Annotated in this window: 25 protein-coding genes and 1 riboswitch; of the genes, 14 read left to right on the top strand and 11 right to left on the bottom strand. The window is 68.4% G+C overall.

All coding sequences use genetic code 11. From position 1 onward, the window contains the following. Positions 1-107 precede the first annotated feature (107 nt). From CLD20_RS08875 to CLD20_RS08865, 3 genes are all read left to right on the top strand, one after another. Entirely contained in the window at positions 108-1181 is a 1074-nt protein-coding gene (locus tag CLD20_RS08875) for a PA0069 family radical SAM protein (protein WP_224406418.1), read from the top strand. Between the two features lie 182 nt (positions 1182-1363). After that, complete coding sequence (locus CLD20_RS08870; protein WP_224406256.1) at positions 1364-2020, top strand: ribonuclease HII; 657 nt, start codon at positions 1364-1366, stop codon at positions 2018-2020. 78 nt (positions 2021-2098) lie between these two features. Beyond that, positions 2099-2722, top strand: a complete 624-nt coding sequence (locus CLD20_RS08865) for a GNAT family N-acetyltransferase (RefSeq protein ID WP_224406255.1) — start codon at positions 2099-2101, stop codon at positions 2720-2722. 81 nt (positions 2723-2803) lie between these two features. On the opposite strand, the gene CLD20_RS08860 is transcribed toward CLD20_RS08865, so the two are convergent. From CLD20_RS08860 to CLD20_RS08825, 8 genes are all read right to left on the bottom strand, one after another. Next, entirely contained in the window at positions 2804-3289 is a 486-nt protein-coding gene (locus CLD20_RS08860) for an ATP F0F1 synthase subunit B (RefSeq protein WP_224406254.1), read from the bottom strand. A gap of 2 nt (positions 3290-3291) precedes the next feature. Next, positions 3292-3864 carry a F0F1 ATP synthase subunit B gene (locus CLD20_RS08855; RefSeq protein ID WP_224406253.1) on the bottom strand — a complete coding sequence of 191 codons (573 nt, stop codon included), beginning with the start codon at positions 3862-3864 and terminating at the stop codon, positions 3292-3294. Positions 3865-3929: 65 nt separating this feature from the next. After that, a complete protein-coding gene (locus CLD20_RS08850; protein WP_092810041.1) occupies positions 3930-4157 on the bottom strand; it encodes a F0F1 ATP synthase subunit C in 228 nt (75 codons plus the stop codon). A 41-nt stretch (positions 4158-4198) separates the two neighbouring features. Further along, positions 4199-4978, bottom strand: coding sequence for a F0F1 ATP synthase subunit A (locus CLD20_RS08845; RefSeq protein WP_224406252.1), 780 nt, complete (start codon positions 4976-4978; stop codon positions 4199-4201). Between the two features lie 42 nt (positions 4979-5020). Beyond that, positions 5021-5425, bottom strand: a complete 405-nt coding sequence (locus CLD20_RS08840; RefSeq protein ID WP_224406251.1) for an AtpZ/AtpI family protein — start codon at positions 5423-5425, stop codon at positions 5021-5023. 198 nt (positions 5426-5623) lie between these two features. Then, positions 5624-9100: a chromosome segregation protein SMC gene (smc, locus tag CLD20_RS08835; RefSeq protein ID WP_224406250.1), complete on the bottom strand. Its 3477-nt coding sequence runs from the start codon at positions 9098-9100 to the stop codon at positions 5624-5626. Between the two features lie 72 nt (positions 9101-9172). Then, entirely contained in the window at positions 9173-9826 is a 654-nt protein-coding gene (locus CLD20_RS08830) for a DsbA family protein (protein WP_224406249.1), read from the bottom strand. Positions 9827-9951: 125 nt separating this feature from the next. Beyond that, complete coding sequence (locus CLD20_RS08825) at positions 9952-10422, bottom strand: DUF721 domain-containing protein (RefSeq protein WP_224406248.1); 471 nt, start codon at positions 10420-10422, stop codon at positions 9952-9954. Between the two features lie 264 nt (positions 10423-10686). On the opposite strand from CLD20_RS08825, the gene CLD20_RS08820 reads away from it, so the two are divergent. Continuing rightward, positions 10687-11871 carry an A/G-specific adenine glycosylase gene (locus CLD20_RS08820; protein WP_224406247.1) on the top strand — a complete coding sequence of 395 codons (1185 nt, stop codon included), beginning with the start codon at positions 10687-10689 and terminating at the stop codon, positions 11869-11871. Positions 11872-11914: 43 nt separating this feature from the next. Then, positions 11915-12547: an HAD family phosphatase gene (locus CLD20_RS08815; protein ID WP_224406246.1), complete on the top strand. Its 633-nt coding sequence runs from the start codon at positions 11915-11917 to the stop codon at positions 12545-12547. Positions 12548-12580: 33 nt separating this feature from the next. On the opposite strand, the gene CLD20_RS08810 is transcribed toward CLD20_RS08815, so the two are convergent. Next, a complete protein-coding gene (locus tag CLD20_RS08810; RefSeq protein WP_224406245.1) occupies positions 12581-13729 on the bottom strand; it encodes a site-specific DNA-methyltransferase in 1149 nt (382 codons plus the stop codon). Between the two features lie 180 nt (positions 13730-13909). Here CLD20_RS08810 and CLD20_RS08805 point away from each other — a divergent pair, with 180 nt between their 5' ends. The 6 genes from CLD20_RS08805 to gcvPB all read left to right on the top strand — a co-directional run bounded on the left by CLD20_RS08805 (position 13910) and on the right by gcvPB (position 19804). After that, a complete protein-coding gene (locus CLD20_RS08805; protein WP_224406244.1) occupies positions 13910-14479 on the top strand; it encodes a hypothetical protein in 570 nt (189 codons plus the stop codon). A 112-nt stretch (positions 14480-14591) separates the two neighbouring features. Then, positions 14592-14698, top strand: a riboswitch (glycine riboswitch). A 142-nt stretch (positions 14699-14840) separates the two neighbouring features. Continuing rightward, on the top strand, positions 14841-16013 hold the full coding sequence (gene gcvT, locus CLD20_RS08800; RefSeq protein ID WP_370636844.1) for a glycine cleavage system aminomethyltransferase GcvT: 1173 nt from the start codon (positions 14841-14843) through the stop codon (positions 16011-16013). A 16-nt stretch (positions 16014-16029) separates the two neighbouring features. Further along, on the top strand, positions 16030-16398 hold the full coding sequence (gene gcvH / locus CLD20_RS08795) for a glycine cleavage system protein GcvH (protein WP_224406242.1): 369 nt from the start codon (positions 16030-16032) through the stop codon (positions 16396-16398). Continuing rightward, entirely contained in the window at positions 16398-16859 is a 462-nt protein-coding gene (locus tag CLD20_RS08790) for an OsmC family protein (RefSeq protein ID WP_224406241.1), read from the top strand. The genes gcvH and CLD20_RS08790 overlap by 1 nt, the downstream gene beginning before the upstream one ends. A 33-nt stretch (positions 16860-16892) precedes the next feature. After that, a complete protein-coding gene (gcvPA, locus tag CLD20_RS08785; protein WP_224406240.1) occupies positions 16893-18236 on the top strand; it encodes an aminomethyl-transferring glycine dehydrogenase subunit GcvPA in 1344 nt (447 codons plus the stop codon). After that, positions 18233-19804: an aminomethyl-transferring glycine dehydrogenase subunit GcvPB gene (gene gcvPB / locus CLD20_RS08780; protein ID WP_224406239.1), complete on the top strand. Its 1572-nt coding sequence runs from the start codon at positions 18233-18235 to the stop codon at positions 19802-19804. Before gcvPA ends, gcvPB begins: the two co-directional genes overlap by 4 nt. Positions 19805-19822: 18 nt before the next feature. On the opposite strand, the gene CLD20_RS08775 is transcribed toward gcvPB, so the two are convergent. Further along, positions 19823-20584: a sulfite exporter TauE/SafE family protein gene (locus CLD20_RS08775; protein ID WP_224406238.1), complete on the bottom strand. Its 762-nt coding sequence runs from the start codon at positions 20582-20584 to the stop codon at positions 19823-19825. Between the two features lie 268 nt (positions 20585-20852). Between CLD20_RS08775 and CLD20_RS08770 the strand changes: the two genes are divergently transcribed. The 3 genes from CLD20_RS08770 to CLD20_RS08760 all read left to right on the top strand — a co-directional run bounded on the left by CLD20_RS08770 (position 20853) and on the right by CLD20_RS08760 (position 23170). Next, positions 20853-21800 carry a 1-phosphofructokinase family hexose kinase gene (locus CLD20_RS08770; RefSeq protein ID WP_224406237.1) on the top strand — a complete coding sequence of 316 codons (948 nt, stop codon included), beginning with the start codon at positions 20853-20855 and terminating at the stop codon, positions 21798-21800. 157 nt (positions 21801-21957) lie between these two features. Next, the gene (locus CLD20_RS08765; protein WP_224406236.1) at positions 21958-22245 is read left to right on the top strand and encodes a hypothetical protein; all 288 of its coding nucleotides are present in this window, start codon (positions 21958-21960) and stop codon (positions 22243-22245) included. Between the two features lie 175 nt (positions 22246-22420). Further along, on the top strand, positions 22421-23170 hold the full coding sequence (locus CLD20_RS08760) for a cell wall hydrolase (protein WP_370636843.1): 750 nt from the start codon (positions 22421-22423) through the stop codon (positions 23168-23170). 11 nt (positions 23171-23181) lie between these two features. Here CLD20_RS08760 and CLD20_RS08755 read toward each other — a convergent pair whose 3' ends face one another. Next, entirely contained in the window at positions 23182-23799 is a 618-nt protein-coding gene (locus CLD20_RS08755; RefSeq protein WP_224406235.1) for a TetR/AcrR family transcriptional regulator, read from the bottom strand. Between the last annotated feature and the right edge of the window lie 50 nt (positions 23800-23849).

Here is a 23849-nt window from a genome sequence, read left to right as displayed (position 1 = left end):
CCCCCTCGTCGCGCGTCAGGGGAGCCAATGAGGCGGCGTGGCGGGCGCTCGGCCAGGCAGACCTCTTGCCCTCCGCCGTTCCGCCCGCTTCCGTTCCGCCCGCTTCCATTCCGCATGTCCTGCCGCAGCGCCGTCGCGGCCGCGGCGCCGCCTCCAACGAGAGCGGCCGCTACGAAGCGGAAAGGCGCGAGGCCTTCGACGACGGCTGGGAGAGCCTCGACGAGCTGCCGCGGCTGAAGACCGAGGTGACCTTCGAAACGCCGAGAAAGATCATCACCCGCAATTCCTCGCCGGACATCTCCTTCGACCGTTCGATCAATCCCTATCGCGGCTGCGAGCATGGCTGCGCCTACTGCTTCGCCCGCCCGACCCACGCCTATATGGGCCTCTCGCCCGGCCTCGATTTCGAGACGCGGCTCTTCGCCAAGCCCGACGCGGCAAGGCTCCTGGAAAAGGAGCTGGCGGCGCCCGGCTACGAGGTGAAGACCATCGCCATCGGCACCAATACCGATCCCTATCAGCCGGTCGAGCGCCAGTATCGCATCATGCGCCAGATCCTGGAGGTGCTGGCGGAGGCGAACCATCCCGTCGGCATCGTCACGAAATCGGCGCTCGTCCTGCGCGACCTCGATATCCTGGCGCCGATGGCCGAAAAGGGGCTCGTCAAGGTCGGCATCTCGCTGACGACGCTCGACCGCAAGCTGGCGCGCAAGATGGAGCCGCGGGCCTCCACGCCGCAGAAGCGCCTCGAGGCGATGGCCGGTCTGGCGAAAGCGGGCGTGCCGGTGGCGGTGATGACCGCGCCGATCGTGCCGGTCTTGACCGACAGCGAGGTGGAGCGGCTCCTAGAAGCGGGCTCGGCCGCGGGCGCGACCTCGGCCGGCTACGTCCTCCTGCGCCTGCCGCTGGAAGTGGCGCCGCTCTTCAAGGAATGGCTCGCGGAGAACTTTCCCGACAGCGCCGAGCATGTCCTGTCGGTGATGCGCTCCATGCGCGGCGGCAAGGATTATGACGCCGCCTGGGGCGAGCGCCAGAAGGGCAGGGGCCCATATGCCTGGCAGATCGGTCGGCGTTTCGAGCTCGCCTGCCGCCGCCTCGGCCTCAACGTCCGGCGCGATATGCTCCGCACCGATCTCTTCACGCCTCCGGTGCCGGTCGGCGGGCAGCTCAAGCTCTTCTAGGCAGGGCCCAGGAGAGGGGCGATCCCACGCTGGGGGCGCCGGGTTGGGTATGCCGCGTTGGGTATGGAGGTGGAAAGGCTTTGCCGGCTGGAGCGGTCGGCCTTGAAGCAACCGGCCCTCGCGCGTAACCGAAATATATGACACGCGGCGCAGCGATTCGAGGCAAGGCGGCCCCAAAAAAGGTGGCCCCAGAGAAGATCGCCCCAAAGAAGACGACGAAGCCGGCCTTTCCCGATCTGAAGGCAGAACGGCGGCTGGTGGGCGCGGGCTACCAGCGCATCGCCGGCATCGACGAGGTCGGTCGTGGCCCGCTCGCAGGGCCCGTCGTCGCCGCGGCGGTCGTCCTCGACTTCGGCAATATCCCGGTCGGAATCGCCGATTCCAAGGCGCTGACGGCCGAAAGGCGCGAGGCGCTCTACGAGGAACTGCTGGGCGTCGCCGATGTCTCCATCGCCTATTGCTCCTGCGCCACCGTCGACCGCATCAACATCCTGCAGGCGTCGCTGCTGGCCATGACGCGCGCCCTGGCCGCCTTGCCGGCGCCGGCCGACGCGGCGCTGGTCGACGGGCGCGACGTGCCGCCCGGCATCCGCCTTCCCTGCGAGGCGATCATCGGTGGGGACGCATCCTCGCTCTCCATCGCCGCCGCCTCCATCGTCGCAAAGGTCTGCCGCGACCGGATGATGGCGGCCTGCGACCGGACCTTCCACGGCTACGAGCTCGGCTCTCACAAGGGCTACGCGACGCCCGGCCACCGCGCCGCACTGGCCCGGCTCGGCCCCTGCCGGTTGCACCGCACCAGCTTTGCGCCCGTCGCGGCCCTGATGCCGGCCAAATAGCCCTCTCTGGCTCTCGCCCGCTTGACTTCGGGCCGCGCCGCGAAGACTGCTCGGCGCTTGCAAGGAGAAGAGTGTTTGATGGCCGAGGCCGACAGAGAGCCGATCCGCCCGGTAAGCCTTACCGGCAAAACGGTCGAGCTCGTCCCGCTTTCCGCCGACCATGCCGAGGGCCTGAAGGCGGCCGTCGCCGATGGGCGGCTCTGGGAGCTCTGGTACACCTCGGTTCCTTCGCCCGATCAGGTGCAAGCGGAGATCGCCCGCCGGCTGGCGCTGCAGGAAGCGGGCTCAATGCTGGCCTTCACGGTCCTTTCGAAAGCCGCGGCGCACGCGCAAAGCCCGATCGTGGGCATGACCACCTACATGAACATCGACGCCGCCACGCCGCGCCTGGAGATCGGGTCGACCTTCTATGCCCGGCGCGTTCAGCGCACGCCGCTCAACACGGAAGCCAAGCTCCTCCTTCTCGGACATGCCTTCGACAGGCTCGGCTGCCTGGCGGTGGAGTTCCGTACCCATTTCTTCAACCAGCAGAGCCGCCGCGCCATCGAGCGCCTGGGCGCGAAGCTCGACGGCGTGCTGCGCAGCCACCAGAAGACGGCGAACGGGGCGCTGCGCGACACCTGCGTCTACTCCATAACGGCCGCCGAATGGCCGGCGGTGCGCGCCCACCTTGCCTTCCAGCTGGAGCGCGGGCGCGACTGAGCGGGCCGGGCGCATAAGGCAGGGCAAAGAAAAAGGCGGGCCGGGGCCCGCCTTCTGGTTTCCTGCCGACAGAGGCGGCGCCTAGTGGCGCTTCAGCCCCTCGATCGAGGTGTCGACGAGACGCGTTCCCGTCGCGCCCTCGGCCTGCTCGCCGAGGATCTTCGCGGAGGCGGCGACGGCGACGTCGACCGCCCGCGCCTTCACTTCGCTCACGGCCTGCGCCTCGGCCTGCTGGATGCGCATCTCAACGCCCTTGGTGCGCCGCTCGATATATTCCTCGAGCCGCTGCTTGGCTTCCGCGGCATGCGCGGCCGCCTCGTGCTCGGCAAGCGAGACGATCTCGGCGGCCTCTTCTTCCGCCTCCTGGCGCTTGCGCTGGTATTCGGCCAACAGGGCCTGCGCTTCCTCGCGCAGCCGCCGTGCCTCGTCCAGCTCGTGCCTGATCTTCTCCGAGCGCTTGTCGAGCGCTGCGGTCAGCATGCCCGGCACCTTCAGATAGACCAGGATGGCCAGGAAGGTGAGGAGGCCTATGAAGACCCAGAGGGTTGCCCAGTCGGTTGCGGTCATGTCTACCTCAGCTCCCCGCGGGCCTGGCTGACGGCTTCGCCGACCTTGGCCTCGTTGGGGCTTTCGCCGGAAAGGGTCGTGACGATCGCTTCGGTCGTCTCCTTGGCGATGGCGTCCACCTCGGCGAGCGCCTTGGTCTTCACCTCGCCGATCCGCTCTTCGGCCTCCGCTAGCTTGGCGTCGAGATCGGCCTCCACCTTCGACCTTTCGGCCTCGATTTCGGCCTTGGCCTTGTCGCGTGCCTCCTGGGCGATGCCGTGGGCTTTCGCCCGCGCCTCGGCGAGGGCCTGCTCATAGGCTGCAATGGCCTCGTCGCTCTCCCGCTTCAGCTTCTCTGCTTCGGCGAGATCGTCGGCGATCCGGTCGTTGCGTTCCTCCAGGATCGTGGCGACGCGCGGTAGCGCCACCCGGGACAGGAGGATGTAGAGCAGGCCGAAGAAGATCGCGAGCCAGATGAGCTGCGACAGGAAGGTCGACGGATCGAACGGCGGGAAGGCGCCATGCGCTTCCCCCATCGCCTCACCGTGCTCGGCGGCCATTTCGGCCGCCTCCTGCGCCAGTGCCTGTGTCACCACGTGCTCTTCTCCTCAAGCTGCTTGCGCATTCGGGCGGGGCCCGCCGGCGCTTGCGTCCGTCCGAATCAGACGGCGAAGATGAGCAGGAGCGCGATCAGGAGCGAGAAAATGCCGAGCGCTTCCGTCACGGCGAAGCCGAAGATCAGGCGGCCGAACTGGCCGTCGGCGGCTGCCGGGTTGCGCAGGGCGCCTTCCAGGAAGTGACCGAACAGCGAGCCGAGGCCCACGCCGGCACCGCCCATTCCGATGCAGGCAATGCCCGCGCCGATCAGCTTTGCAGCATCTGCTTCCATAATTCTTTCTCCTTCGAGCGTTGAGAAGAGGGACCGCCCCGTCAGTGTGACGGATGAAGCGCGTCGTTGAGGTACATGCAGGTCAGGATGGCGAAGACATACGCCTGCAGGAAAGCGACCAGTATTTCAAGCGCCGTGAGCGCCACGACCATCAGGAAAGGCAGGATGGCGCCGCCCCAGCCGAGGACGCCGAAGGCGCCGAGCGACAGGATGAAGCTCGCGAACACCTTCAGCGTGATGTGGCCGGCGAGCATGTTGGCGAAAAGACGAATGGAGAGGCTGACCGGCCGCGACACGAAGGAGAGGATCTCGATCGCCACGATCATCGGCATGATCGCCGCCGGCACGTCGTCCGGCACGAAGAGCTTCAGGAAGCCGAAACCGTGCTTGGCGAAGCCGAAGCCGACGACGAGCGCCATGACGAGAAGCGCCAGCGCTCCGGTGATGACGATATGCGCCGTCACCGTGAAGAAGTACGGCACCATGCCGATGAGGTTCGCCACCAGGATGAAGGAGAACAGCGTGAAGACGAAGGGGAAGAAGCGCATGCCCTCCGTTCCGGCGGCCTCGCGCAGCATGTTGGCGGTGAATTCGTAGAAGATCTCGGTGACGGACTGCATGCGGCCCGGCACAAGGCCGCGTCCGCGCGTCGTCAGGAGCATGAAGCCCACGATCACGACCACCGTGATGGCCATGAACAGGGCCGAATTGGTGAACGCGAAGGGCGAATCCCCGACACGGCCGAAATCGACGAGGCTGTTGATGTGGAACTGATGGATCGGATCGACCCGATCCGCCTGCGCTATCGCTTCGTTCGCCAAAGCCTGTTCCTCGTATTTCCCGGCCGCACCCGGCCCCCAGCCTCATTCGTGACGGGAAGGCCCGCCGTCTTTATTCTTCGCCAGCCGATCGTCCGGCTCGGCGATCTTGCCGGCGGCCCGCAGCGCGTTGAGCACGCCTGCGGCGAAGCCGAGCAGCAGGAAGCCGATCAGACCCCAGGGCGACGTGCCGGCGACCTCGTCGAGGCCCCACCCCAGAGCTGCGCCGACCAGGACACCGGCGACGAACTCGCTGGCAAGCCGCATCGCCGCCGCGTAGCCCGAACCGCCCTTGCCCTCGAACCTCCTGGCCGTCTCGTCGCGTCCGCGCTTTCCCTCTTCCAGGGAGCGCGACAGCGCGGCCATGCGGCGGGCGAGGTCGACATCGGCAAAAGGCCCTTGCCCACCTTCCGTCTTCTTGCGCTCCTCCTCGGAGCGGTCATCGGCCATGCAAGGGCTCCCTTTGAAAGGAGCCTTGCTGCGGCGCCATCGTTGAAGACGGGGCGGGTCCGGGCCCCTGCGAAACCGGGCGCACCATAATTTTGCCTCCAACCCAAGTCAAGGACGTCTCGCGCTGCGATAAGTGTTTGATCCACAAGATAAAAATGTGCCCGTGGAGGATTCCGCGAGGCGCCGTGCGCCCCCCGTTCAGCCGACCTCGCGAAAACGCTCCGCCGTCTCCAGATCGACGGAGACGAGTTGCGAGACGCCGCGCTCGGCCATGGTGACGCCGAACAGGCGGTCCATCCGCGCCATGGTGATGGGGTTGTGGGTGACGACGAGGAAGCGCGTATCGGTGTTCTCGCGCATCTGTTCCAGAAGGTCGCAGAAACGCTCCACATTGGCGTCGTCGAGCGGCGCGTCCACCTCGTCCAGCACGCAGACGGGCGAGGGGTTGGTCAGAAAGACCGCGAAAATCAGCGCCATCGCCGTCAGCGCCTGTTCGCCGCCCGAGAGCAGCGTCATGATCTGCGGCTTCTTTCCGGGCGGGCGGGCCATCACTTCCAGCCCGGCCTCCAGCGGGTCGTCCGATTCGGTCAGCATCAGCTCGGCCGAGCCGCCACCGAAAAGGGTGTGGAAAAGCGCCTGGAAGTGGCGGTCCACCTCGCGGAAGGCGGCGAGCAGCCGCTCGCGTCCCTCGCGGTTGAGGCTGCCGACGGCCTGGCGTAGGCGCCGGATGGCGGCCACCAGGTCGTCGCGCTCGCCGGTCAGGTTTTCGAGCCGCGCCTCGACCTCCTTGGCCTCTTCCTCGGCCCTGAGATTGACGCCGCCGAGCCTTTCGCGCTCGCGCAGCAGCCGCTCGTGGCGCTGCTCCGTTGCGGCGAGCTCCGGCATCGGCGCCCCACGCTTCAGCCCCGCTTCCTCGCGCAGCCCGTCCGGCTTGACATGGAACTGCGAAGCGATCTCGGCGGTCAGCTCGTCGCGCTTGGTTCGGATCGCGGAGGCGCGCTCCTCGTCGCGCGCCTTCGCCTCGCGCGCCGCCGAGAGCGCCTCGATCGCATGCCTTGCCGCCTCGGCGAGGCCGCGATGCCCCGATTCGGCGGCCGCCAGCCTGTCGCTCTCCTCCTTCGCCGCCTCCTCCGCCTTGCGGATCTCCGCAAGGAAGGCGCGCTCGCGGGTCAGGAAATCCTCCGGTTCGGCGGAAAGCGTCTCGATCTCCTCGCCGAGATCGGCAAGGCGGGCCTGAAGCTCCGAGACCCGCTTTTCGGCGCGTTCGCCCCGGCCTTCCCAGGCGGCCCGGTCGCGGGCGAGCGCCGCGAGCCGTTCCTCGCGCGCCCTGGCCGCATGGCGAAGGCTCTCGGCGGCGGCCCGCGCATCGGCGGCCAGCCGCCGTGCCTCGCCGACCTTTTCAAGAAGCGCGGCGACCTTGGCCTCGGCCGCCTCGTCGGCGGCATGCAGGGCAAGCGCCTCGTTCGCGGCGGCGAGCCTTTCCTGCTGCCCCGCCCGGTCGGCCGCGTTGCGCGAGAGCGAGGCGGCAAGAACGCTGCGCCGCTCGGCCTCGCGCGCCAGCTGGCGTTCGGCCTCGGTTAGCGCCGTCTGGGCGCGGTCGCGCCCGCTGCGGGCTTCCTTCAGCGCGTTGCGGGCGGTGCGCTCGGCTTCCTCGCCGGCGGCCCTTTTCTCGCAGGCCTGCTGCAGCGCCGCCTCGGCCTTGGCCGCCGCCTTCTCCGCCTTGTCGATGTCTTTCGCCAGCGCGCCGAGCCGGTTCTTCTGTTCCAGCCGCGCGGCCGCCGGGGTCTTCGTGCCGCCCCTGATGGTCAGCCCGTCCCAGCGCCACAGCGCCCCATCCTTGCTGACGAGGCGCTGGCCGACGGCGAGCCGGGCAACGAGGCCGTCTCCCGCATCGCTCTCCACGACGCCGATCTGGGAAAGTCGCGGATCGAGGCAGGCTTCGCCCGAAACGAAGTCGGAAAGGGGCTTGGCGCCGGCCGGCAGCTTCGGCGCGCGGGCGATCTTGCCGCGCGCCCGCCACGAGATCGGTGCCTCTTTTTCGCTCGAAGCGTCGAGATCTTCGCCGAGAGCGGCGGCCAGCGCCGCCTCGTAGCCGGGCTCGACCGTCACCGATTCCATCACCGGGGTGAAATCGCCTTCGCTGAGGGGCTTGAGCAGCTTCGAAAGCGCGTCCGCCTCGGCCTTCAGCGCCGTCAGCGCCCGCAGTGCCTCGGAGCGCTTTTCGCGTGCCTCCGCCTCGCCGGCGCGGGCCTTGGCCGTCGCCAGCTCGTCTTTCTGCGCCGTCGCCTCCGCTTTCTTCAGCGCCGCTTCCGCCTTTTTCAGGCTGGCGCGCGCGGCGGCGAGCTTTTCCTCCGAGCCGGCCTCGGCGCGGAGCGCCTCTTCTTCCCGCGTCAGCTTGTCGGCCTCGGCGGCAAGGCGGGAGAGGGCGCCTTCGGCCTCCTTGCGCCGCATTTCGTGCTGGCGCCGCTCGGCGGCCTTGGTGGCGAGTTCGCCCTGCGCGGCCGAAAGCGCCTCCTCCGCGCTTGCGAGGGCCTGCCCGGCCGCCTCGGCCTTCGTCGCGGCTTCCGCCTCGCGCTTGGCGGCGCCGGCCTTGTCGCGCTCCAGCGCTTTCGCCTCGGTGGAGAGCGCCTTGGCGGCCTCGGCCGCCTCGCGCTGATGCTCGCCCTCGCGGGCAATGTCGGCTTCCGTCTCGCGCTGGCGGGAGGAGAGCTCGTTGAGGCGCGCTTCGCGGCGGGCCGCCTCGCGGCGCAGCTCCTCGGCCTTCAGTTTCAGATGCTGCACGGCCGCGCCGGCCGCGGCCGCCTTCTCGCGCAGCTGCGGCAGCCCGGAGCCGGCCACGGCCTCTTCCCTGGCGGCCTTCGCCTGTTCCTCGGCCGCCTTGGCGAGCGCCATGCCTGTCTTCGTCAGGGCGGCTTCGGCCTGCGTCAGCCGTTCTTCCGTGTCGGCGATGCGGATGAGCGCGAGCTGCGCCTCGGCCTTGCGGATGTCGAAGGAAAGGTTGCGGTAGCGCGCCGCCTGCCGTGCCTGGCGCTTCAGCGCTTCGAGCTGGCCGCCGATCTCGCCGATGACGTCTTCCAGCCGCTCCAGGTTCTGCTCGGCGGCCCTGAGCTTCAGCTCCGCCTCGTGGCGGCGCGAATGAAGGCCCGAAATGCCGGCCGCGTCTTCGAGGATGGAGCGCCGGTCCTTCGGCTTGGCGGCGATCAGCTCGCCGATCTGTCCCTGGCGGACGAGGGCGGAGGAACGCGCGCCGGTGGCGGCGTCGGCAAACAGGAGCTGCACGTCGCGGGCGCGCACCTCGCGCCCGTTGAGCCGGTAGATGGAGCCCTGCTCGCGCTCGATGCGCCGGGTGATCTCCACCTCGCCGGTCGGCGTCAGGCCCTTGCCGGAAGCGCCGCGCGCCGCCCCGGAGGGCGCGTCGACGATGGCGGCCAGCGAGACTTCGGCGGTGTTGCGCGCCGGCCGGTTGGCCGAGCCGGCGAAGATGACGTCGTCCATCCCCGAGCCGCGCATCGCCTTGAACGAGGTTTCGCCCATGACGAAGCGCAGCGCCTCGACGAGGTTGGACTTGCCGCAGCCATTCGGCCCGACGATCCCGGAAAGGCCCGGCTCGACGAGCACATCCGTCTGGTCGACGAAGGATTTGAAGCCGGCGATCCGGAGCCGCGTGATCTTCATCCGCGGCCGCCGGTCAGGTATTGGGAGAGGCGCGGAATCCGCCCGATGGCGGCGCTCCTGCGGAGCCCGCCGTCACAGGTTCTTGTCGATCTCCTGCTTGAGCTGATCAAAGCTCAGCGCTCCGACGTTCTTCTCACCGTTGATGAAGAAGGTGGGCGTGCCCTGGACACCGAAATCCTTGACAGCACGGTCCTTCCCCGCAGTCAGTCCATCGAACAATGCCTGATTCTGCAAGCAGGCCTCAAAGCTATCCTCAGAAAACCCGACCTGCTTGGCGAGATCTAGGATCGCCGCATAGCGATCTTCGGCGCGCATCCAGTCCATCTGATGCTCGAAGAAGAGGTCGATGACGTCGAAATACCGGTTCTCCGGGGCGCACCGCGCCGCCATGGCGATGCCGTAGGCGGCCGCGTCGATGGGAAACTCGCGGAAGATGAAGTGGACCTTGCCGGTGTCGATATACTGCTCTTTCAGCTCCGGATAGGTCTCGTTGTGGAAGTCGGCGCAGTGCGAGCACGACATGGAGGCGTATTCCACGATGGTGACCGGCGCGTCCTCCTTGCCCAGGCTGCGGTCGCCGAGCGGACCCGGCTTCATCAGCTCGTCGACGGAGACCGTCTCCTTCGCCTCCTGGGCGAGGGCGGAACCCCCCGAAAGGCCCGTGAAGGCGACGACGGAGCCGAGCGCGAGCGCTGCGGTGAAATGGCGGCGGGTGAAAAATCGCAAGGTCAATCCTCCTGTGGCCGGCAAGGCTCGCTGAGATGGCGTGAACCGGGCCTGAACGCTGGCTTTCGGGTGGGGTTTAGGACGAATGAATGTGGCGTCAAAGAGCCGAACTGCCTTCCGCGCCCTCACGAGCGCGAGAGGATGGCCTTGCCGAGCTTGGCGAGCGCCTCGCGCAGCGGGCCTTCCACGCCCGCGAGCCGCGGCGTCAGGCGCGCCTCGACCTCCGCGTCGGGGGGACGTGGCTTTTCTTCCTTCGGCGCGGCAAACGGGTGCTGGACGAGACGGATCGCCCCGACGGCGCGAAAGCCGAGAAAGCCGTTCAGCCGGTCGCGCACGCCGTCGAGTTCGTAGGAAAGCGGCAGGGCCACGGCCGGATCGACATGGATGATGAGCGTCGCCGCGCGTCCCTCGCCGGTGCGCGGCCAGGAAATGCGCTGCGGCGCCGTGACGCCGGCATAGCGCGGCCCGACGATCTCCGGCCACCACTGGATCAGCTCGGCGCGCGCCAGCCCGCGCTTCCTCAGGAGCGGGTCGAGCGTTCCGCCGATCAGTTCGCCGATCGGTTTGGCGCGGCTTTTCAGGACCGGGCGGGTCATGCCGCGACCGGCAGGCGCTGGATGGTGGAAAACACGGCGGATCGCGCTTGCAATCGGCGCCCTCTTCGAAACGATGTGACAGATGCTTCAGTCTAGGTCGTGGACCTGTAAACGCAACGAAGTTGCACGGCGAATGCGCCATATCCTTCGGGCGTCGAGATGGCTTCAGCCTGCCGTGTCGCGGTCCTCGAGCGGGCAGGAGCCCGCTCTTCTGGCCGCTCCGCGCTTCCTTTTGCCATTCCGGCCGCCCTTTTCGGCCCGTTCATGAGCCCACGACCCGGTCGAGCGATCCCCGCTCCCAAAGGCGCGGGCGATGCGGAAAGCGGCGAGGACGCTCTTGCCGCAAGCCTTCTCCTTGCCTGGTACGACCGCCATGCCCGCACGCTTCCCTGGCGCACCGGCCCGAAGGCGCGGGCGAGGGGCGAGCGCCCCGATCCCTACCGGGTCTGGCTCTCCGAAATCATGCTGCAGCAGACCGGCGTGAAGGCGGTCGCGCCCTATTTCCACGATTTCACCGCGCGCTGGCCGGATTTCGCCGCCCTCGCCGCGGCGCCGGAGGCGGAGATCATGGCCGCCTGGGCGGGGCTCGGATACTACTCTCGCGCCCGCAACCTCGTCGCCTGCGCCCGCCATGTTGCCGGGGAGCACGCCGGCCGGCTCCCTGAAAGCGCCGCGGCGCTCGCCGAGCTTCCCGGCATCGGTCCCTATACCGCCGCCGCCATCGCCGCGATCGCCTTCGGCGAGCCGGTGCCGGCGGTCGACGGCAATGTGGAGCGCGTCGTCACCCGCCTCTTCGCCATCGACACGCCGATGCCGGCGGGCAAGGCGGATGTGCGCGAGGCGCTGCGCCCGCTCATGCCGCAATCTCGCCCCGGTGAGTTCACCGAGGCGCTGATGGATCTCGGCGCCACCATCTGCACGCCGAAGCGGCCTGCCTGTGCCCTCTGCCCGCTGGATGCGATCTGCGCCGCAAGGGCGAGAGGCGAGCAGGGGGCCTTTCCGGTGAAGGCGAAAAAGCGCGCCCGGGCGAAGAAGTTCGCCGCCGCCTTCGTGGCGCTTCGCCCGGCTGGCAGGGGCCCCGCAGGCAGTGGACCCGCGGCCAGGAATGGCCAGATCCTCCTTTCCCGCCGGCCCCCCAAGGGCCTTCTCGGCGGGATGGCCGAAATACCGAACTCCGACTGGGTGACGGAGGCGGTGACGGGGATGCCGAAGCCGCCGCTCGCCGCGCCCTGGGAAAAGCGCGGCGGCGAGGTCACCCACATCTTCACCCATATCGAGCTCAGGATGACAGTCTGGGCGGCCGAGCTGCCGGCGGACGCGAAGGCCCCGCCAGGCTTCTGGTGGCACGATCTCTCCGACCTGAAGGGGGCCGGCCTTCCGAGCCTCATGCTGAAGGTCGTCGAGGCCGCGCTCCCCGGCTCCAGTCGCGGCGCCCGCCTCGGCGGGTGAGGGCTGTCATGGATTTGCCGTCCGTTGCCGGTTATTGCGGGCCATGATGACCCAGCCCTCCGCCCCGCCCGTCCGCCACGTCGTCTTCGATATCGGCCGGGTGCTTCTCCACTACGACCCCCATCTCGCCTTCGCTGAGCTCATCCCGGACGAGGCCGAGCGGGATTTCTTTCTGAGCGAGGTCTGCTCCAGCGGCTGGAACGTCGAGCAGGATCGCGGCCGTCCCTGGGAAGAGGCCGAGGCCGAGGCGATTGCGCGCCATCCGGACAAGGCGGAGCTGATCCGCGCCTTCCGTGCCCGCTGGGCGATGATGGTCCCGCATGCCTATGAGGAGAGCGTAAACCTCTTTCGCTCGGTCATCGCCGGCGGCACGGACGTGACCATGCTGACCAACTTCGCCGCCGACACCTTTGCCGAGGCGCGGGCGCGTTTTCCGTTCCTGGAGGAATCGCGCGGCATCACCGTCTCGGCCGAACTCGGCCTCATCAAGCCGGACCCCGAAATCTTCCACCGCCACGCCGAGGCCTTCGGGCTGGATCCGGCGGCGACCTTCTTCATCGACGACAGCGAGGCCAATGTGGACGGCGCCCGCCGCGCCGGCTGGCAGGCCGTGCATTTCACCGGCGCCGAGAAGCTCCGCGCCGATCTGCTTCAGGCGGGCGTGCCGCTCGGCTGAGCCGCCTGCGGCGCACCGGGCTGGCGCTTGGCGTCAGGCCGCCTGGGCGCTGCGGATCTCCTCGCGAAAATGGTCGATCGGCTTCAGCCCGTCGCTCGTGCGCACATGCCAGAAGACCCAGCCGTTGCAGGCCTCCTGGCCCTGCACCAGCGCCCCGACGCGGTGGATGGAACCTTCGTGGCGCTTGCCCTCGCTCTCGCACGAGAGTGAGCCGTCGGCCCGAACGAGCGCGCTGAGCCGGCCCTTCGGATCGTAGAGCCGCTCGCCGGCCTTCAGGACGCCGCCCTCCAGAAGCGAGCCGAAGGGAATGCGCGGCAAAGCGCGCTTGCCCTCGATCACCTTCAGGGCCGGCATGTCGGCGGGCTCGGCGGCGGCGATGCGCGCCTCGGCCGCGTCGATATAGGCCTGCTCGCGCTCCACGCCGATGAAATGCCGGCCGAGCTTCTTGGCGACGGCGCCGGTCGTGCCGGTGCCGAAGAAGGGATCGAGCACCACGTCGCCCGGCTTCGTCGTCGCCAGCAGCACGCGGTAGAGAAGCGATTCCGGCTTCTGCGTCGGATGCACCTTGCGCCCGTTCCCGTCCTTCAGCCGCTCCTCGCCGGTGCAGATCGGCAGCGTCCAGTCGGAGCGCATCTGCAGGTCGTCGTTGAAGGCCTTCAGGGAATCGTAGTTGAAGGTGTAGCGCTTCGATTTCGCCGAGGGCGCCGCCCAGATCAGCGTCTCGTGCGCGTTGGCGAAGCGCCGGCCGCGGAAGTTCGGCATTGGGTTGGCCTTGCGCCAGACCACGTCGTTCAGCACCCAGAAGCCGAGATCCTGCAGGATCGTGCCGAGCCGGAAGATGTTGTGGTAGGAGCCGATCACCCAGATCGCGCCATCCGGTTTCAGCACCCGCCGGCAGGCCATCAGCCAGGCCCGGGTGAAGGCGTCGTAGGCGGCGAAGTCGGAGAACTGGTCCCATTCGTCGTCGACCGCGTCGACCTTCGACTGGTCGGGGCGGTGGAGCGCGTTCTGCAGCTGCAGGTTATAGGGCGGGTCGGCGAAGACGAGGTCGACGCTGTTGGCCGGAAGCCGTTCCAGCGCGGCGACGCAATCTCCCTTGATGATGGTGTCCAATTCGGCGCCGGGGCGGGCGGCCGCTTTCGGGCCCGCCGCGGCGGCGCGCTCGGTGGAAAGAGTACGCATCAACAGATCTCTCCCGTTCCTGTCGACGCCAAAGCTCGCAGAACAGGGTGAACGGGTCGTTGAGGAACAGGGTTAAGGCTCCGTGAAGGCGTGGCGGCCCGCGCTGTCGCCTTGCCCTTAAACTTGCGCGCCGGGACTGCTATAGAGCCGGCCGCTCCTTCTTCAGTTCATGGGTCCGTCGTGCGTCGTTTCCGGTTCCTTCCCTCCGCCAGCCTTCTTCTCCTTCCGCTCCTCCTCGCCGCCTGCACCAGTCTCGGCGGTTTCGGAGGCGGCTCGAAAAACGCCGGCGACGCGCCGAAGACGGCCGACGGCCAAGTCGATCTGCGCCGCTATATCGGCCCGGATTACTGCCCGGAGCTGCGCGTCAAGGCCGATACGCAGACGATCCGGCGCTTTGCCCGCGGCAAGGAGGAGACGGCCGACAACGTCGTCTGGCAGGCCGGCCTCGGCGATACGGCCCGCGAATGCCTCTACGACACGGCGGGCAACGTCACGATCCGCATCGGCGTCGCCGGCCGCGTCCTCGCCGGCCCGCAGGGCGGCCCCACCAGCGTCGAGGTGCCGGTGCGCGTGGTCATCGTCAAGAATGAGGAAAACGTGCTCGCCTCCGAGCTCTACCGTGTCCCGGTCACCATCGGGCCGGAGCTGTCGGCCGTGTTCTCGCAGGTCTACGAGCTGACGGTTCCCTCGCCCGGCCAGGACCGCGACTACATCATCTATGTCGGCTTCGACGAGGAAGCGAAACGCTGATTCGGCCTGCCCGGGGATCATACCTTTGGGTAAAAGGAATGCGGTGCGTTGACTCCTTCGCGCCGATGCCGATGATGGCGCCCGCGGGTCGAGTCGCGGCCCGCAACGGCTGATAAGCCGTGCGGGAGAGTTCTGTTTGAAGGCCTTTGCGCCGGAAGACGGACGCCGAAGGAGCAACCGCCCCGGAAACTCTCAGGCGCCAGGGACCGCACGGCGAGCGACACTCTGGAAAGCGGCACCGGCCTTTCGCCGGCGGCTCACCGAAGGAGTAACCGGCCCGGGCGAGGCGCCCGACGCCGGGAATCTCTCAGGTTCTGCGACAGAGGGGGCGCGTGCGGGCTCAATGCCCGTTTGCGTGTCCATGTCTGGCGCAGGAGGTCAAGTGGCGGCCGAACAGAGTGAGCTGAAGCACACCCCCCTTTACGACCTCCATTGCGAGCTCGGCGGACGCATGGTTCCGTTCGCCGGCTATGCCATGCCCGTGCAGTACGAGGGCATCATCGCCGAGCACAACTGGACGCGCGACAAGGCCGGCCTGTTCGACGTCTCGCATATGGGCCAGCGGTTTCTCATCGGGCCGGACCATGAAAGCGTGGCGAAGGCGCTGGAGCGCGTCGCGCCCGGCAATTTTTCGGCGCTGAAGCCCGGCCGCCAGCGCTACACGCTCCTTCTTCTCGAAACGGGCGGCATCCTCGACGACCTCATGGTCGCCCGCTCGCCCGCCGAGGAGGACGATGGCAGCCTGTTCCTCGTCTTCAATGCCGCCCGCAAGGAGATCGACGACGCCTATCTCGCCGAGCGTCTGCCCGAGGACGTCATGCTGACGGCCGCCGACGACCGCGCGCTGCTGGCGCTGCAGGGCCCGGCCGCGCACGATGTGATGGCGCGGCACTGCCCCAGAGCGGCCGAGCTCTCCTTCATGCAGGTGACGAGCGCCGCCTTCGCGCTTCCGGGCGGCGGATCGATCGACATCCATGTCTCCCGCTCCGGCTATACCGGCGAGGACGGTTTTGAGATTTCGCTCGCCGGCGAGCGGGCGGAAGAATTCGCCCGCGCCCTGCTGGCGGAGGAGGAGGTCCGCCCCGTCGGCCTCGGCGCCCGCGATTCGCTGCGCCTGGAAGCCGGCCTGCCGCTCTACGGGCACGACATCGACGAGACGACCTCGCCCGTCGAGGCCGATCTCGCTTTCGCCATTCCGAAATCGCGCCGCGAGCGGGCCGATTTCCCAGGCGCGGAGCGCATCCTCTCCGAGCTTTCGGAGGGGCCGTCCCGCCTGCGCGTCGGCATGCGCCCTTCCGGCCGCGCACCGGTGCGCGAGGGGGCCCAGATCCTCGGCGAGGCCGATTCGGTCATCGGCGGCGTCACCTCCGGCGGCTTCGGGCCGACCGTCGGCGCGCCGGTCGCCATGGGCTATGTCGCCGCCGCCGCGGCGGCGCCGGGTACGGCCGTGCGCCTTTCCGGACGCCGTGGGGCGGAACCTGCCGAAATCGTCCCGCTTCCTTTCGTTCCACACCGTTACCGCCGCCAGGCTTGAGATCAGGAGCATCCATATGACGACCCGCTATTCCAAGGAGCACGAATGGGTGCGCGTCGAGGGCGATACCGCCACCATCGGCATTTCCGTCCACGCCGCATCCGAGCTTGGCGACGTCGTCTTTGTGGAGCTGCCGGAGCCCGGCAAGAAGCTCGAAAAGGGCGACGAGGCGGGCGTCGTGGAGTCGGTCAAGGCGGCGAGCGAGGTCTATTCGCCCCTCTCCGGCGAGGTGGTGGAGGTCAATGCCGCATTGGAAGCGGCGCCGCAGACGGTCAATGAGGCTGCGGAGGGTGAAGGCTGGTTCTTCAAGCTGAAGCTCTCCGACAAGAGCCAACTCGACGGCCTCATGGACGAGGCCGCCTACAAGACCTTCTGCGAGGGATGATGAGTAGCTATTTCGCCAGGATCGTCTGGTCGGGCGACGCCGAAGAGGTGCGCGCCAACAAGCACAGCCGTGTTCATGAATGGCAGCTGGATGAAGGGCTGAAGGTTCCGGCCTCGCCGGGCCCGGCCGTGCTGCCGGCCGCCGTCATCCGCGAGGATGCGGTCGATCCGGAGGAGGGGCTCGTCGCCTCCCTGTCGAGCTGCCACATGCTGTTTTTCCTCGATCTCATCCGCAAATCCGGCTTCACGCCCATCCGCTACGAGGACGAGGCGGAAGGCGTGCTGGGTGTGATCGAGCCGCGCCGCAAGGCGATCGTGAAGGTGATCCTGCGCCCGAAGACCGTCTTCGACGGCGAGGCGCCGGACCACGACAAGCTGGAAGAGATTCACCACAAGGCCCACGAGCTCTGCTTCATCGCCAATTCGCTGAAGTCGGAGATCGTGGTGGATTTCCGCGAATAGGGCATTCCCGCCCGCGCGGCCGAAAGGAGGCACATGCGCTATCTGCCCCATACCGACCAGGACCGTGCCGATATGCTGAGAGCGATCGGCGCGGCCTCCATCGACGAGCTCTTCAGGGACGTGCCGGACGGCAAGCTGCTCAAGTCGCCGCCCGACCTTCCGGGGCACAGGAGCGAATTCGAGGTCGGGCGGCAGATGCGCGCCCTTGCCGGAAAGAACCGCGCCGCGGGGGAGGGACCCTTCTTCCTCGGCGCGGGCGCCTATCACCATCATGTTCCGGCGAGCGTCGACCACATCATCCAGCGCTCCGAGTTCCTGACCTCCTACACGCCCTACCAGCCGGAGATCAGCCAGGGCACGCTGCAGACGCTCTTCGAGTTCCAGACGCAGATCTGCGAGCTGACCGGCATGGAAGTGGCTAACGCCTCCATGTACGACGGCTCCACGGCGACCGCCGAGGCCGTGCTGATGGCCTGCCGCGTGACGCGGCGCGACAAGGCGATCCTCTCCGGCGGCCTTCACCCGCAATACCGCGAGGTGGTGGAAACCCTTGCCTCGATGGAGGACGACGAGAGCCTGTCGCTGCCGCCCGATCCGGCCGGCACGGAGGACATTCTCTCAAGGATCGACGACGAGACGGCCTGCGTCGTCGTCCAGTCGCCGTCCTTTTATGGACACCTCATCGACCTGGCGCCGCTCGCCGAGCGCTGCCGCGAGAAGGGTGCTCTTCTCGTCGCCGTCTTCACCGAGGTGGTCTCGCTCGGTCTGATCGAGCCGCCGGGGGCTGAGGGCGCCGATATCGTCGTGGGCGAGGGCCAGTCGCTCGGCAACGCCCTCAATTTCGGTGGGCCTTACGTGGGTCTCTTCGCCACGAAGCAGAAATACATCCGCCAGATGCCCGGCCGGCTCTGCGGCGAGACGCGCGATCGCGACGGCAAGCGCGGCTTCGTGCTGACGCTGAACACGCGCGAGCAGCATATCCGCCGGGACAAGGCGACGTCCAACATCTGCACCAATTCCGGGCTCTGCGCGCTCGCCTTCACGGCGCATATGACCCTCCTCGGGGCCAAGGGCCTGAGCGCGCTGGCGCGGGCGAACCATGCCAGGGCCTGCCGGCTCGCCGATCGGCTGGCGAAGGTGGCGGGCGTGGAACTCCTCAACGAGGCCTTCTTCAACGAGTTCACCGTCCGCCTGCCGGGCAATGCGGCCGAGATCGTCGAACGGCTGGCGGCGGAAGGCATCGTCGCCGGCCTGCCGGTCTCGCGGCTGGAGCCGCAAAAGGACCTCGACGACCTACTCGTCGTATGTGCGACGGAGACGGCGAGCGAGGAAGACATCGAAGCCTTCGGCGCAGCGCTGGAAAGGGCAGTGGCATGAGCGGCGACCTTCTTCACCCCATCGCGGCGATGAAGCCGAAGCGCGAGACCTTCACCGGCAACCATGCGCTGGCCATCGAGGAACCGCTCCTCTTCGAGATCGGCCGCGCCGATATTTCCGGCGTCGACGTCGAGGAGCCGGAGGATTTCGCGCCACGCCTCGGCGGCCATGAGCGCAAGGCCGCGCTCGACCTTCCGGCCCTCTCCGAGCCGGAGGCGATGCGCCATTACGTGCGCCTGTCGCAGAAGAACTATGCCATCGATATGGGCATCTATCCGCTCGGCTCGTGCACGATGAAGCACAATCCGCGGCTCAACGAGCAGATGGCCCGCCTGCCGGGCTTTGCCGACATCCACCCGCTGCAGCCGGTCTCCACCGTCCAGGGCGCGCTGGAGCTGATCCACGAATGCGGCCGCTACCTCATCACCCTGACGGGCATGGCCTCCGTCGCCATGAGCCCCAAGGCCGGCGCCCATGGCGAGCTTTGCGGCATGATGGCGATCAAGGCGGCGCTGAAGGCGCGCGGCGAGGACCGGCGTGTCGTGCTGGTGCCGGAATCGGCGCACGGCACCAATCCGGCGACGGCGGCCCTTCTCGGTTTCAAGGTGGTCACCGTGCGGGCCGGCCCGGACGGCACCGTCTCCGCCGAAGCCGTGCGCGAGGTCGCTAACGCCCATGAGGGCGAGGTCGCGGCGATCATGCTGACCAACCCCAACACCTGCGGCCTGTTCGAGCCGCAGATCTGCGAGATCGCGGACGTCGTGCATGCCGCCGGCGGCTATTTCTACTGCGACGGCGCCAACCTCAACGCCATCCTCGCCAAGGTGCGGCCCGGCGATCTCGGCGTCGACGCCATGCACATCAACCTGCACAAGACCTTCTCCACGCCGCATGGCGGCGGCGGGCCGGGCGCGGGGCCGACGGTGCTGTCGGAGGCTCTCGCCCCCTATGCGCCCCTGCCGCTGATCGCCAGCACGGAGGAAGGCTATCGTCTGGTCGAGACGGAGGGCGCGGCGGAAGCCGAGGCGCCCTTCGGGCGGATGACCGCCTTCCACGGCCAGATGGGCATGTTCGTGCGCGCCTTCGCCTGGATGCTCTCGCACGGCGCCGACGGCATGCAGAAGGTCGCCGAGGATGCGGTGCTCAACGCCAATTACGTCCGCGCCGGCCTGGCCGACCTCATGTCGCTGCCCTTCCCGGACCATCCCTCGATGCACGAGGTTCTCTTCGACGACGACTTCCTGGAAGGCACCGGCATATCGACGCTCGATTTCGCCAAGGCGATGATCGACGAGGGCTTCCATCCGATGACGGTCTATTTCCCGCTCGTCGTTTCCGGCGCCATGCTGATCGAGCCGACCGAATCGGAAAGCCGCGCCTCGCTCGACCTCTTCGTGGCGGCGCTGCGCGATCTCATTTTCGCGGCAAGGCGGGGCGAGAGCGAGCGTTTCGAGAACGCGCCGCGGTTTGCGCCGCGGCGGCGGCTCGACGAGACCAGCGCGGCACGAAAGCCGGTGCTGCGCTGGGAGCGGCCGGAACCGGAAGAGCAGGCGGAGGCAGCCGAGTAGGAGGGCGGCGCTCGGCGCTCAGCCGAGCATCAGCATCACGCCGCGGCGGATCATGTCGAGCGCCAGCAGCGAGACGATGATCCGGAAGCCGAGCCGGAACTGCTCCTCGCGCATGCGCCGCAGGCCGCGTGTGCCGAGGAGCGTGCCGGCGAACCCGGCTGCCACCATCAGGACGATGATGGGAATCCACTGCGCGAAGGCAAAGCCGAGCGCGGTGAAGGCGATCACCTTGAAGAGGTGCTGCAGGCTCATCATCGTCGCATGCGTGGCGATGACCTGCTGCCGGTCGGAAAGGGCGGGGCCGACGAAGGCGGCGACGAAGGGGCCGGTGGCGCCGAAGAACATCGTCAGGAACGTGGTCGCCGCTCCCACCGCTGCAAACAGCAGCCTTTGCGCCCCGACCCGCATCGCCGGGGTCTTCGTCCAGATCATCACCAGGATGAACAGCCCCAGCACGACTTTCAGGAGCGCTTCCGGCAGCGCCACGACGAACTGCGCGCCGATGATCGCCCCGATGATCGCTCCGATCGCGAAAGGCCAGATGAGCCGTTTCTGGGCGTAGCGCCGCTGGACGACGGCGCGGCCGACATTGGAGCCGAGCTGCACGACGCCATGCACCGGGATGAGGGCCGGGACCGGCAGCGCAAGGCCGAGGGCCGCCAGCATGGCGATGCCGCCGCCGAGCCCGAAGGCCGCCGCCAGCGCCGAGGAGAGCGCGCTGGCGCCGATGAGGAGCAGCGCGGGAATAAGGCCGAGCCCGTCGGGAAGCAGAAAGTCCATGGCTGCCGCTCATGCGATGAAGAAGTTGCGTAATCAACTGCCCGGCCGGGCATTGTCAGCGTCAGGCCGTCGCAGAAGGATCAAACGTGCGCAGATGTCGCGGTGCAACATGAATTTGTGCGGCGCGGAAGGCGCATGATAGGCTGGAATCGATCTTGCATGGCTGCCAGCGTCTCGCACCCTTGCGCATGGGTGCCACGATTGCTTCAAGGGCGCCCGCTAAACGTCAGGGCCATTCCGGCCGCCAAACGATTTTCCTGAGGATTGCATGCCCGTCTTCGTCACGCTCACCGTGAACCCGACTGTCGACGACACCAGCGAGGCCGAACTGGTGCGGCCGGTGCACAAGATCCGCACCTCGCAGAGCCACATCGATCCGGGGGGCGGCGGCGTCAATGTCGCGCGCGTTCTCACCCGCCTCGGCGGCGACGTGGAGGCGATCGTCTGCGCCGGCGGCGCCACGGGCATGGTGCTCGGCGGCCTGCTGGAGCGCGAGGGCGTGCGCCGCACCGAGGTGCATATCGCCGGCCAGACGCGCATGGCCCATACCGTCTTCGAGCGCGCCACCGGCCAGGAATACCGCTTCGTGCCCGAAGGCCCGACGCTTTCCGCCAGCGAGCAGGCGGCGTGCCTGGAAAAGATCGCCGCGGCTGACTGCGAGTATTTCGTCGCCTCCGGCAGCCTGGCGCCGGGCGTGCCGCAGGATTTCTACGCCCGCATCGCCCGCATGGTGAAGGACAAGGGGGCGAAGTTCGTTCTCGACAGCTCCGGCGCGCATCTCAAGCATGCGCTGGAAGCCGGCCGCGTCGCCATCGCCAAGCCGAGCCTCGGCGAGCTTGCCAGCGTCGTCGGCCGCGATCTGCACGGCCCCCGCGCCGCCATGCAGGCTGCGCAGGAACTCGTCTCCACCGGCCATGCCGACATGCTGGCCGTCACGCTGGGCCGCGACGGCGCCCTCGTCGTGACCGGCGAGGAGGCGCATTTCTGCCGTCCGCCGGAAGTGAAGACCCGCTCCGCCACGGGCGCGGGCGATGCCTTCCTCGCCGCCCTCATCCTGCGCCTTTCGCGCGGGGACGGACCGCTCGACGCTTTGCGCTACGCCACCGCCGCCGGCGCCGCGACCGCCCTGACGCCCGGCACGGCGCTGTGCTTCACCGAGGACGTCGACCGGCTCTTCCAGGAAGTGGCCGAGCGCGACAGCGACCTCGCCGAATAGGCCGGGCGCACCGCCTTTCCGCCTTGAAATTTACCTTTCAAGGCGAGTTTGAGGCGATTCCAAGGAACGAATCCTCCCCCTTCCGCCTTGTGTGGGAGAACACAGAGCTGGGCGCGTCCTTGCCCCACAAGAGGGCATCGCACCCAGGGAGGGGTAAATGAACAGGAACGTTTTCACCCGCGCGATTTTCACGGCCATGTGCGCCGGCGCCGCCGTCTTCGTCACCATCTCCTACGCCACGATGGGCGAGGCGACGAGCGCCGACGTGCCGGCGAAGGCCGCCGCCGCCCGCATCGCCCATGCCTGGGACGATGTCTGCGCGCGCGACACCTGGCCGAACATCACGCCGGGCTGCGTGAAGGCCGATGACAGCGAGCCGGTGGTGCATCGCCAGATTTCTTTGAGCCAGCACAGCGGCGATCAGGTCCTGGTCAGCCTGCGCTAGGCATTCCGCGGCGGGCGCCGTCCCGCCGGCGTTTCGGCCCTCCGGCGCCCGACCTCGGAGCGCCGGCCCGGGGCCCGCAATGTTCCGATCCGGCCCCGCGCCCTAAGGCTTTATTTACCGCTTTCTGGACAATTCGCCCCTGAGGGGGGTTCATGCCCCGCCTCCAAGGTTGCGAATGTCTGTATCTCGTAAATTTCGCACGCTCGGCCTCTTTCTCGTGCTCGGTGCGCTCCTCGCCGCCGGAGGCTGCGGCCACATGTCTGCCCGCATGTCGTCGCTCGAATGCATGCAGCGCGTCATGTACTTCGAATCGAACCGCTCCAGCGACGATGGCATGCTCGCCGTCGGCACCGTGGTGATGAACCGGGTGAAGTCCGACGACTTTCCCGATAGCGTCTGCGCCGTGGTCGGCCAGAAGAACCAGTTCGCCCCCGGCGTCCTTTCCAAGCCGATGACCGATTCCGGCAAGCCCCGCGCGTTGCGCATGGCCAAGCAGGTGCTGCGCGGCAAGCGCCATCCGGGCGTCGGCGAGGCGCGCTTCTTCCACACCGCCGGCTACTCCTTCCGCTACACCAACATGCACTACATGCTGATGGCGGGCGGCAATTCCTTCTACGTGAAACGGCGGGCAGAGCCGGGCAGACCGAACCGCTCGCAGGAGATCGTCATCGCCGCCGCCAAGGCCAACCGCGCCGTTCCGAGCGAGCCGCCGCATACAAGGCCCGCCGCGCCGGTGATGGTCGCTTCGGCCGCCCCCTCGCGCCCGGCCGCCCCCTCGCGCCCGGCCGCGCCATCGCGTGATGTCGTCTTCGGCTCCGCCTCTCCCCCGCCCATCACCTTCCAGCCGCGCCCGGCGCCGGTGCTCGCCGCAATGCCCGCCCCGGCCTCGCCCGCCAGCATCGAGGAGCTGATCGCGCTCAACTAAGCGCGGCAGGACTAGGTCTCGCGCCGCCGCGCATCCTCCAGATAAAGCGCGACGAGCCTCCGGCTTTCGCGGTCGAGCGGGCCGCCCCGCTCCGTGTCGAGCGCGCGGATCGTCTTCAGCACATGCAGAAGCAGCAGCGCCTGCGTCTCCGTCTCCTGCGAGACGCGCCGCCCGGAAAAGGCGGCCAGGATCGCCCCGAGCCTCTCCAGCATCGCCTGGCTGATCGCCTTTCGGCGCTCGGCCCCGTCCTCGCTGAGATCGACGAGGGCGAGCGCGGCGGCCCGCGCGCTCTTCAGGTCCAGCATCATGTCGACGAGGAGGTCGGCGAGCGCCTCGGCGGAAGCGCCCCTGGCGCCGGCCGCGACCTCGTCGAGCGCCCCGGTGAGAAGCCCGCCATATCGCTCGAGCACGGCCGCGGCGAGCGCTTCCTTGGTCGGGAAGAAGCGGTAGAGCGAGCCGATCGCCGTGGCCGAGCGGGACGCGACCTCCGTCATCGTCACCGCCGCGAAGCCGCGCGTCGCGAAGAGGGCCGTCGCCGCCTCCAGGATCGCTTCCACGCGCGCATGGCCGCGCTTGCGCTTCGGCAGGGCGCCGGCGGCGGGGGAAGCGATTGACTTTTGGGCGGCCATTCTCACATATCCGTTTTGCGAGGGTACCCTCGCATATCATCCTTCGGCGC

Source organism: Afifella sp. IM 167 (assembly GCF_020144925.1).
GTDB lineage: Bacteria > Pseudomonadota > Alphaproteobacteria > Rhizobiales > Afifellaceae > Afifella.
The sequence above is the reverse complement of the archived record's forward strand: the minus strand, read 5'-3'. Positions and strand labels throughout refer to the sequence as shown.

What these genes read in the sequence shown, in the direction of transcription:
- CLD20_RS08865 (WP_224406255.1), top strand. Translation starts at nt 2,099, where the DNA reads ATGGCCGAGGCCGACAGAGAGCCGATCCGCCCGGTAAGCCTTACCGGC.
- CLD20_RS08860 (WP_224406254.1), bottom strand. Translation starts at nt 3,289, where the DNA reads ATGACCGCAACCGACTGGGCAACCCTCTGGGTCTTCATAGGCCTCCTC.
- CLD20_RS08850 (WP_092810041.1), bottom strand. Translation starts at nt 4,157, where the DNA reads ATGGAAGCAGATGCTGCAAAGCTGATCGGCGCGGGCATTGCCTGCATC.
- CLD20_RS08840 (WP_224406251.1), bottom strand. Translation starts at nt 5,425, where the DNA reads ATGGCCGATGACCGCTCCGAGGAGGAGCGCAAGAAGACGGAAGGTGGG.
- smc (WP_224406250.1), bottom strand. Translation starts at nt 9,100, where the DNA reads ATGAAGATCACGCGGCTCCGGATCGCCGGCTTCAAATCCTTCGTCGAC.
- CLD20_RS08825 (WP_224406248.1), bottom strand. Translation starts at nt 10,422, where the DNA reads ATGACCCGCCCGGTCCTGAAAAGCCGCGCCAAACCGATCGGCGAACTG.
- CLD20_RS08820 (WP_224406247.1), top strand. Translation starts at nt 10,687, where the DNA reads ATGAGCCCACGACCCGGTCGAGCGATCCCCGCTCCCAAAGGCGCGGGC.
- CLD20_RS08815 (WP_224406246.1), top strand. Translation starts at nt 11,915, where the DNA reads ATGATGACCCAGCCCTCCGCCCCGCCCGTCCGCCACGTCGTCTTCGAT.
- CLD20_RS08810 (WP_224406245.1), bottom strand. Translation starts at nt 13,729, where the DNA reads ATGCGTACTCTTTCCACCGAGCGCGCCGCCGCGGCGGGCCCGAAAGCG.
- gcvT (WP_370636844.1), top strand. Translation starts at nt 14,841, where the DNA reads ATGTCTGGCGCAGGAGGTCAAGTGGCGGCCGAACAGAGTGAGCTGAAG.
- gcvH (WP_224406242.1), top strand. Translation starts at nt 16,030, where the DNA reads ATGACGACCCGCTATTCCAAGGAGCACGAATGGGTGCGCGTCGAGGGC.
- CLD20_RS08790 (WP_224406241.1), top strand. Translation starts at nt 16,398, where the DNA reads ATGAGTAGCTATTTCGCCAGGATCGTCTGGTCGGGCGACGCCGAAGAG.
- gcvPA (WP_224406240.1), top strand. Translation starts at nt 16,893, where the DNA reads ATGCGCTATCTGCCCCATACCGACCAGGACCGTGCCGATATGCTGAGA.
- gcvPB (WP_224406239.1), top strand. Translation starts at nt 18,233, where the DNA reads ATGAGCGGCGACCTTCTTCACCCCATCGCGGCGATGAAGCCGAAGCGC.
- CLD20_RS08775 (WP_224406238.1), bottom strand. Translation starts at nt 20,584, where the DNA reads ATGGACTTTCTGCTTCCCGACGGGCTCGGCCTTATTCCCGCGCTGCTC.
- CLD20_RS08770 (WP_224406237.1), top strand. Translation starts at nt 20,853, where the DNA reads ATGCCCGTCTTCGTCACGCTCACCGTGAACCCGACTGTCGACGACACC.
- CLD20_RS08765 (WP_224406236.1), top strand. Translation starts at nt 21,958, where the DNA reads ATGAACAGGAACGTTTTCACCCGCGCGATTTTCACGGCCATGTGCGCC.
- CLD20_RS08760 (WP_370636843.1), top strand. Translation starts at nt 22,421, where the DNA reads ATGTCTGTATCTCGTAAATTTCGCACGCTCGGCCTCTTTCTCGTGCTC.
- CLD20_RS08755 (WP_224406235.1), bottom strand. Translation starts at nt 23,799, where the DNA reads ATGGCCGCCCAAAAGTCAATCGCTTCCCCCGCCGCCGGCGCCCTGCCG.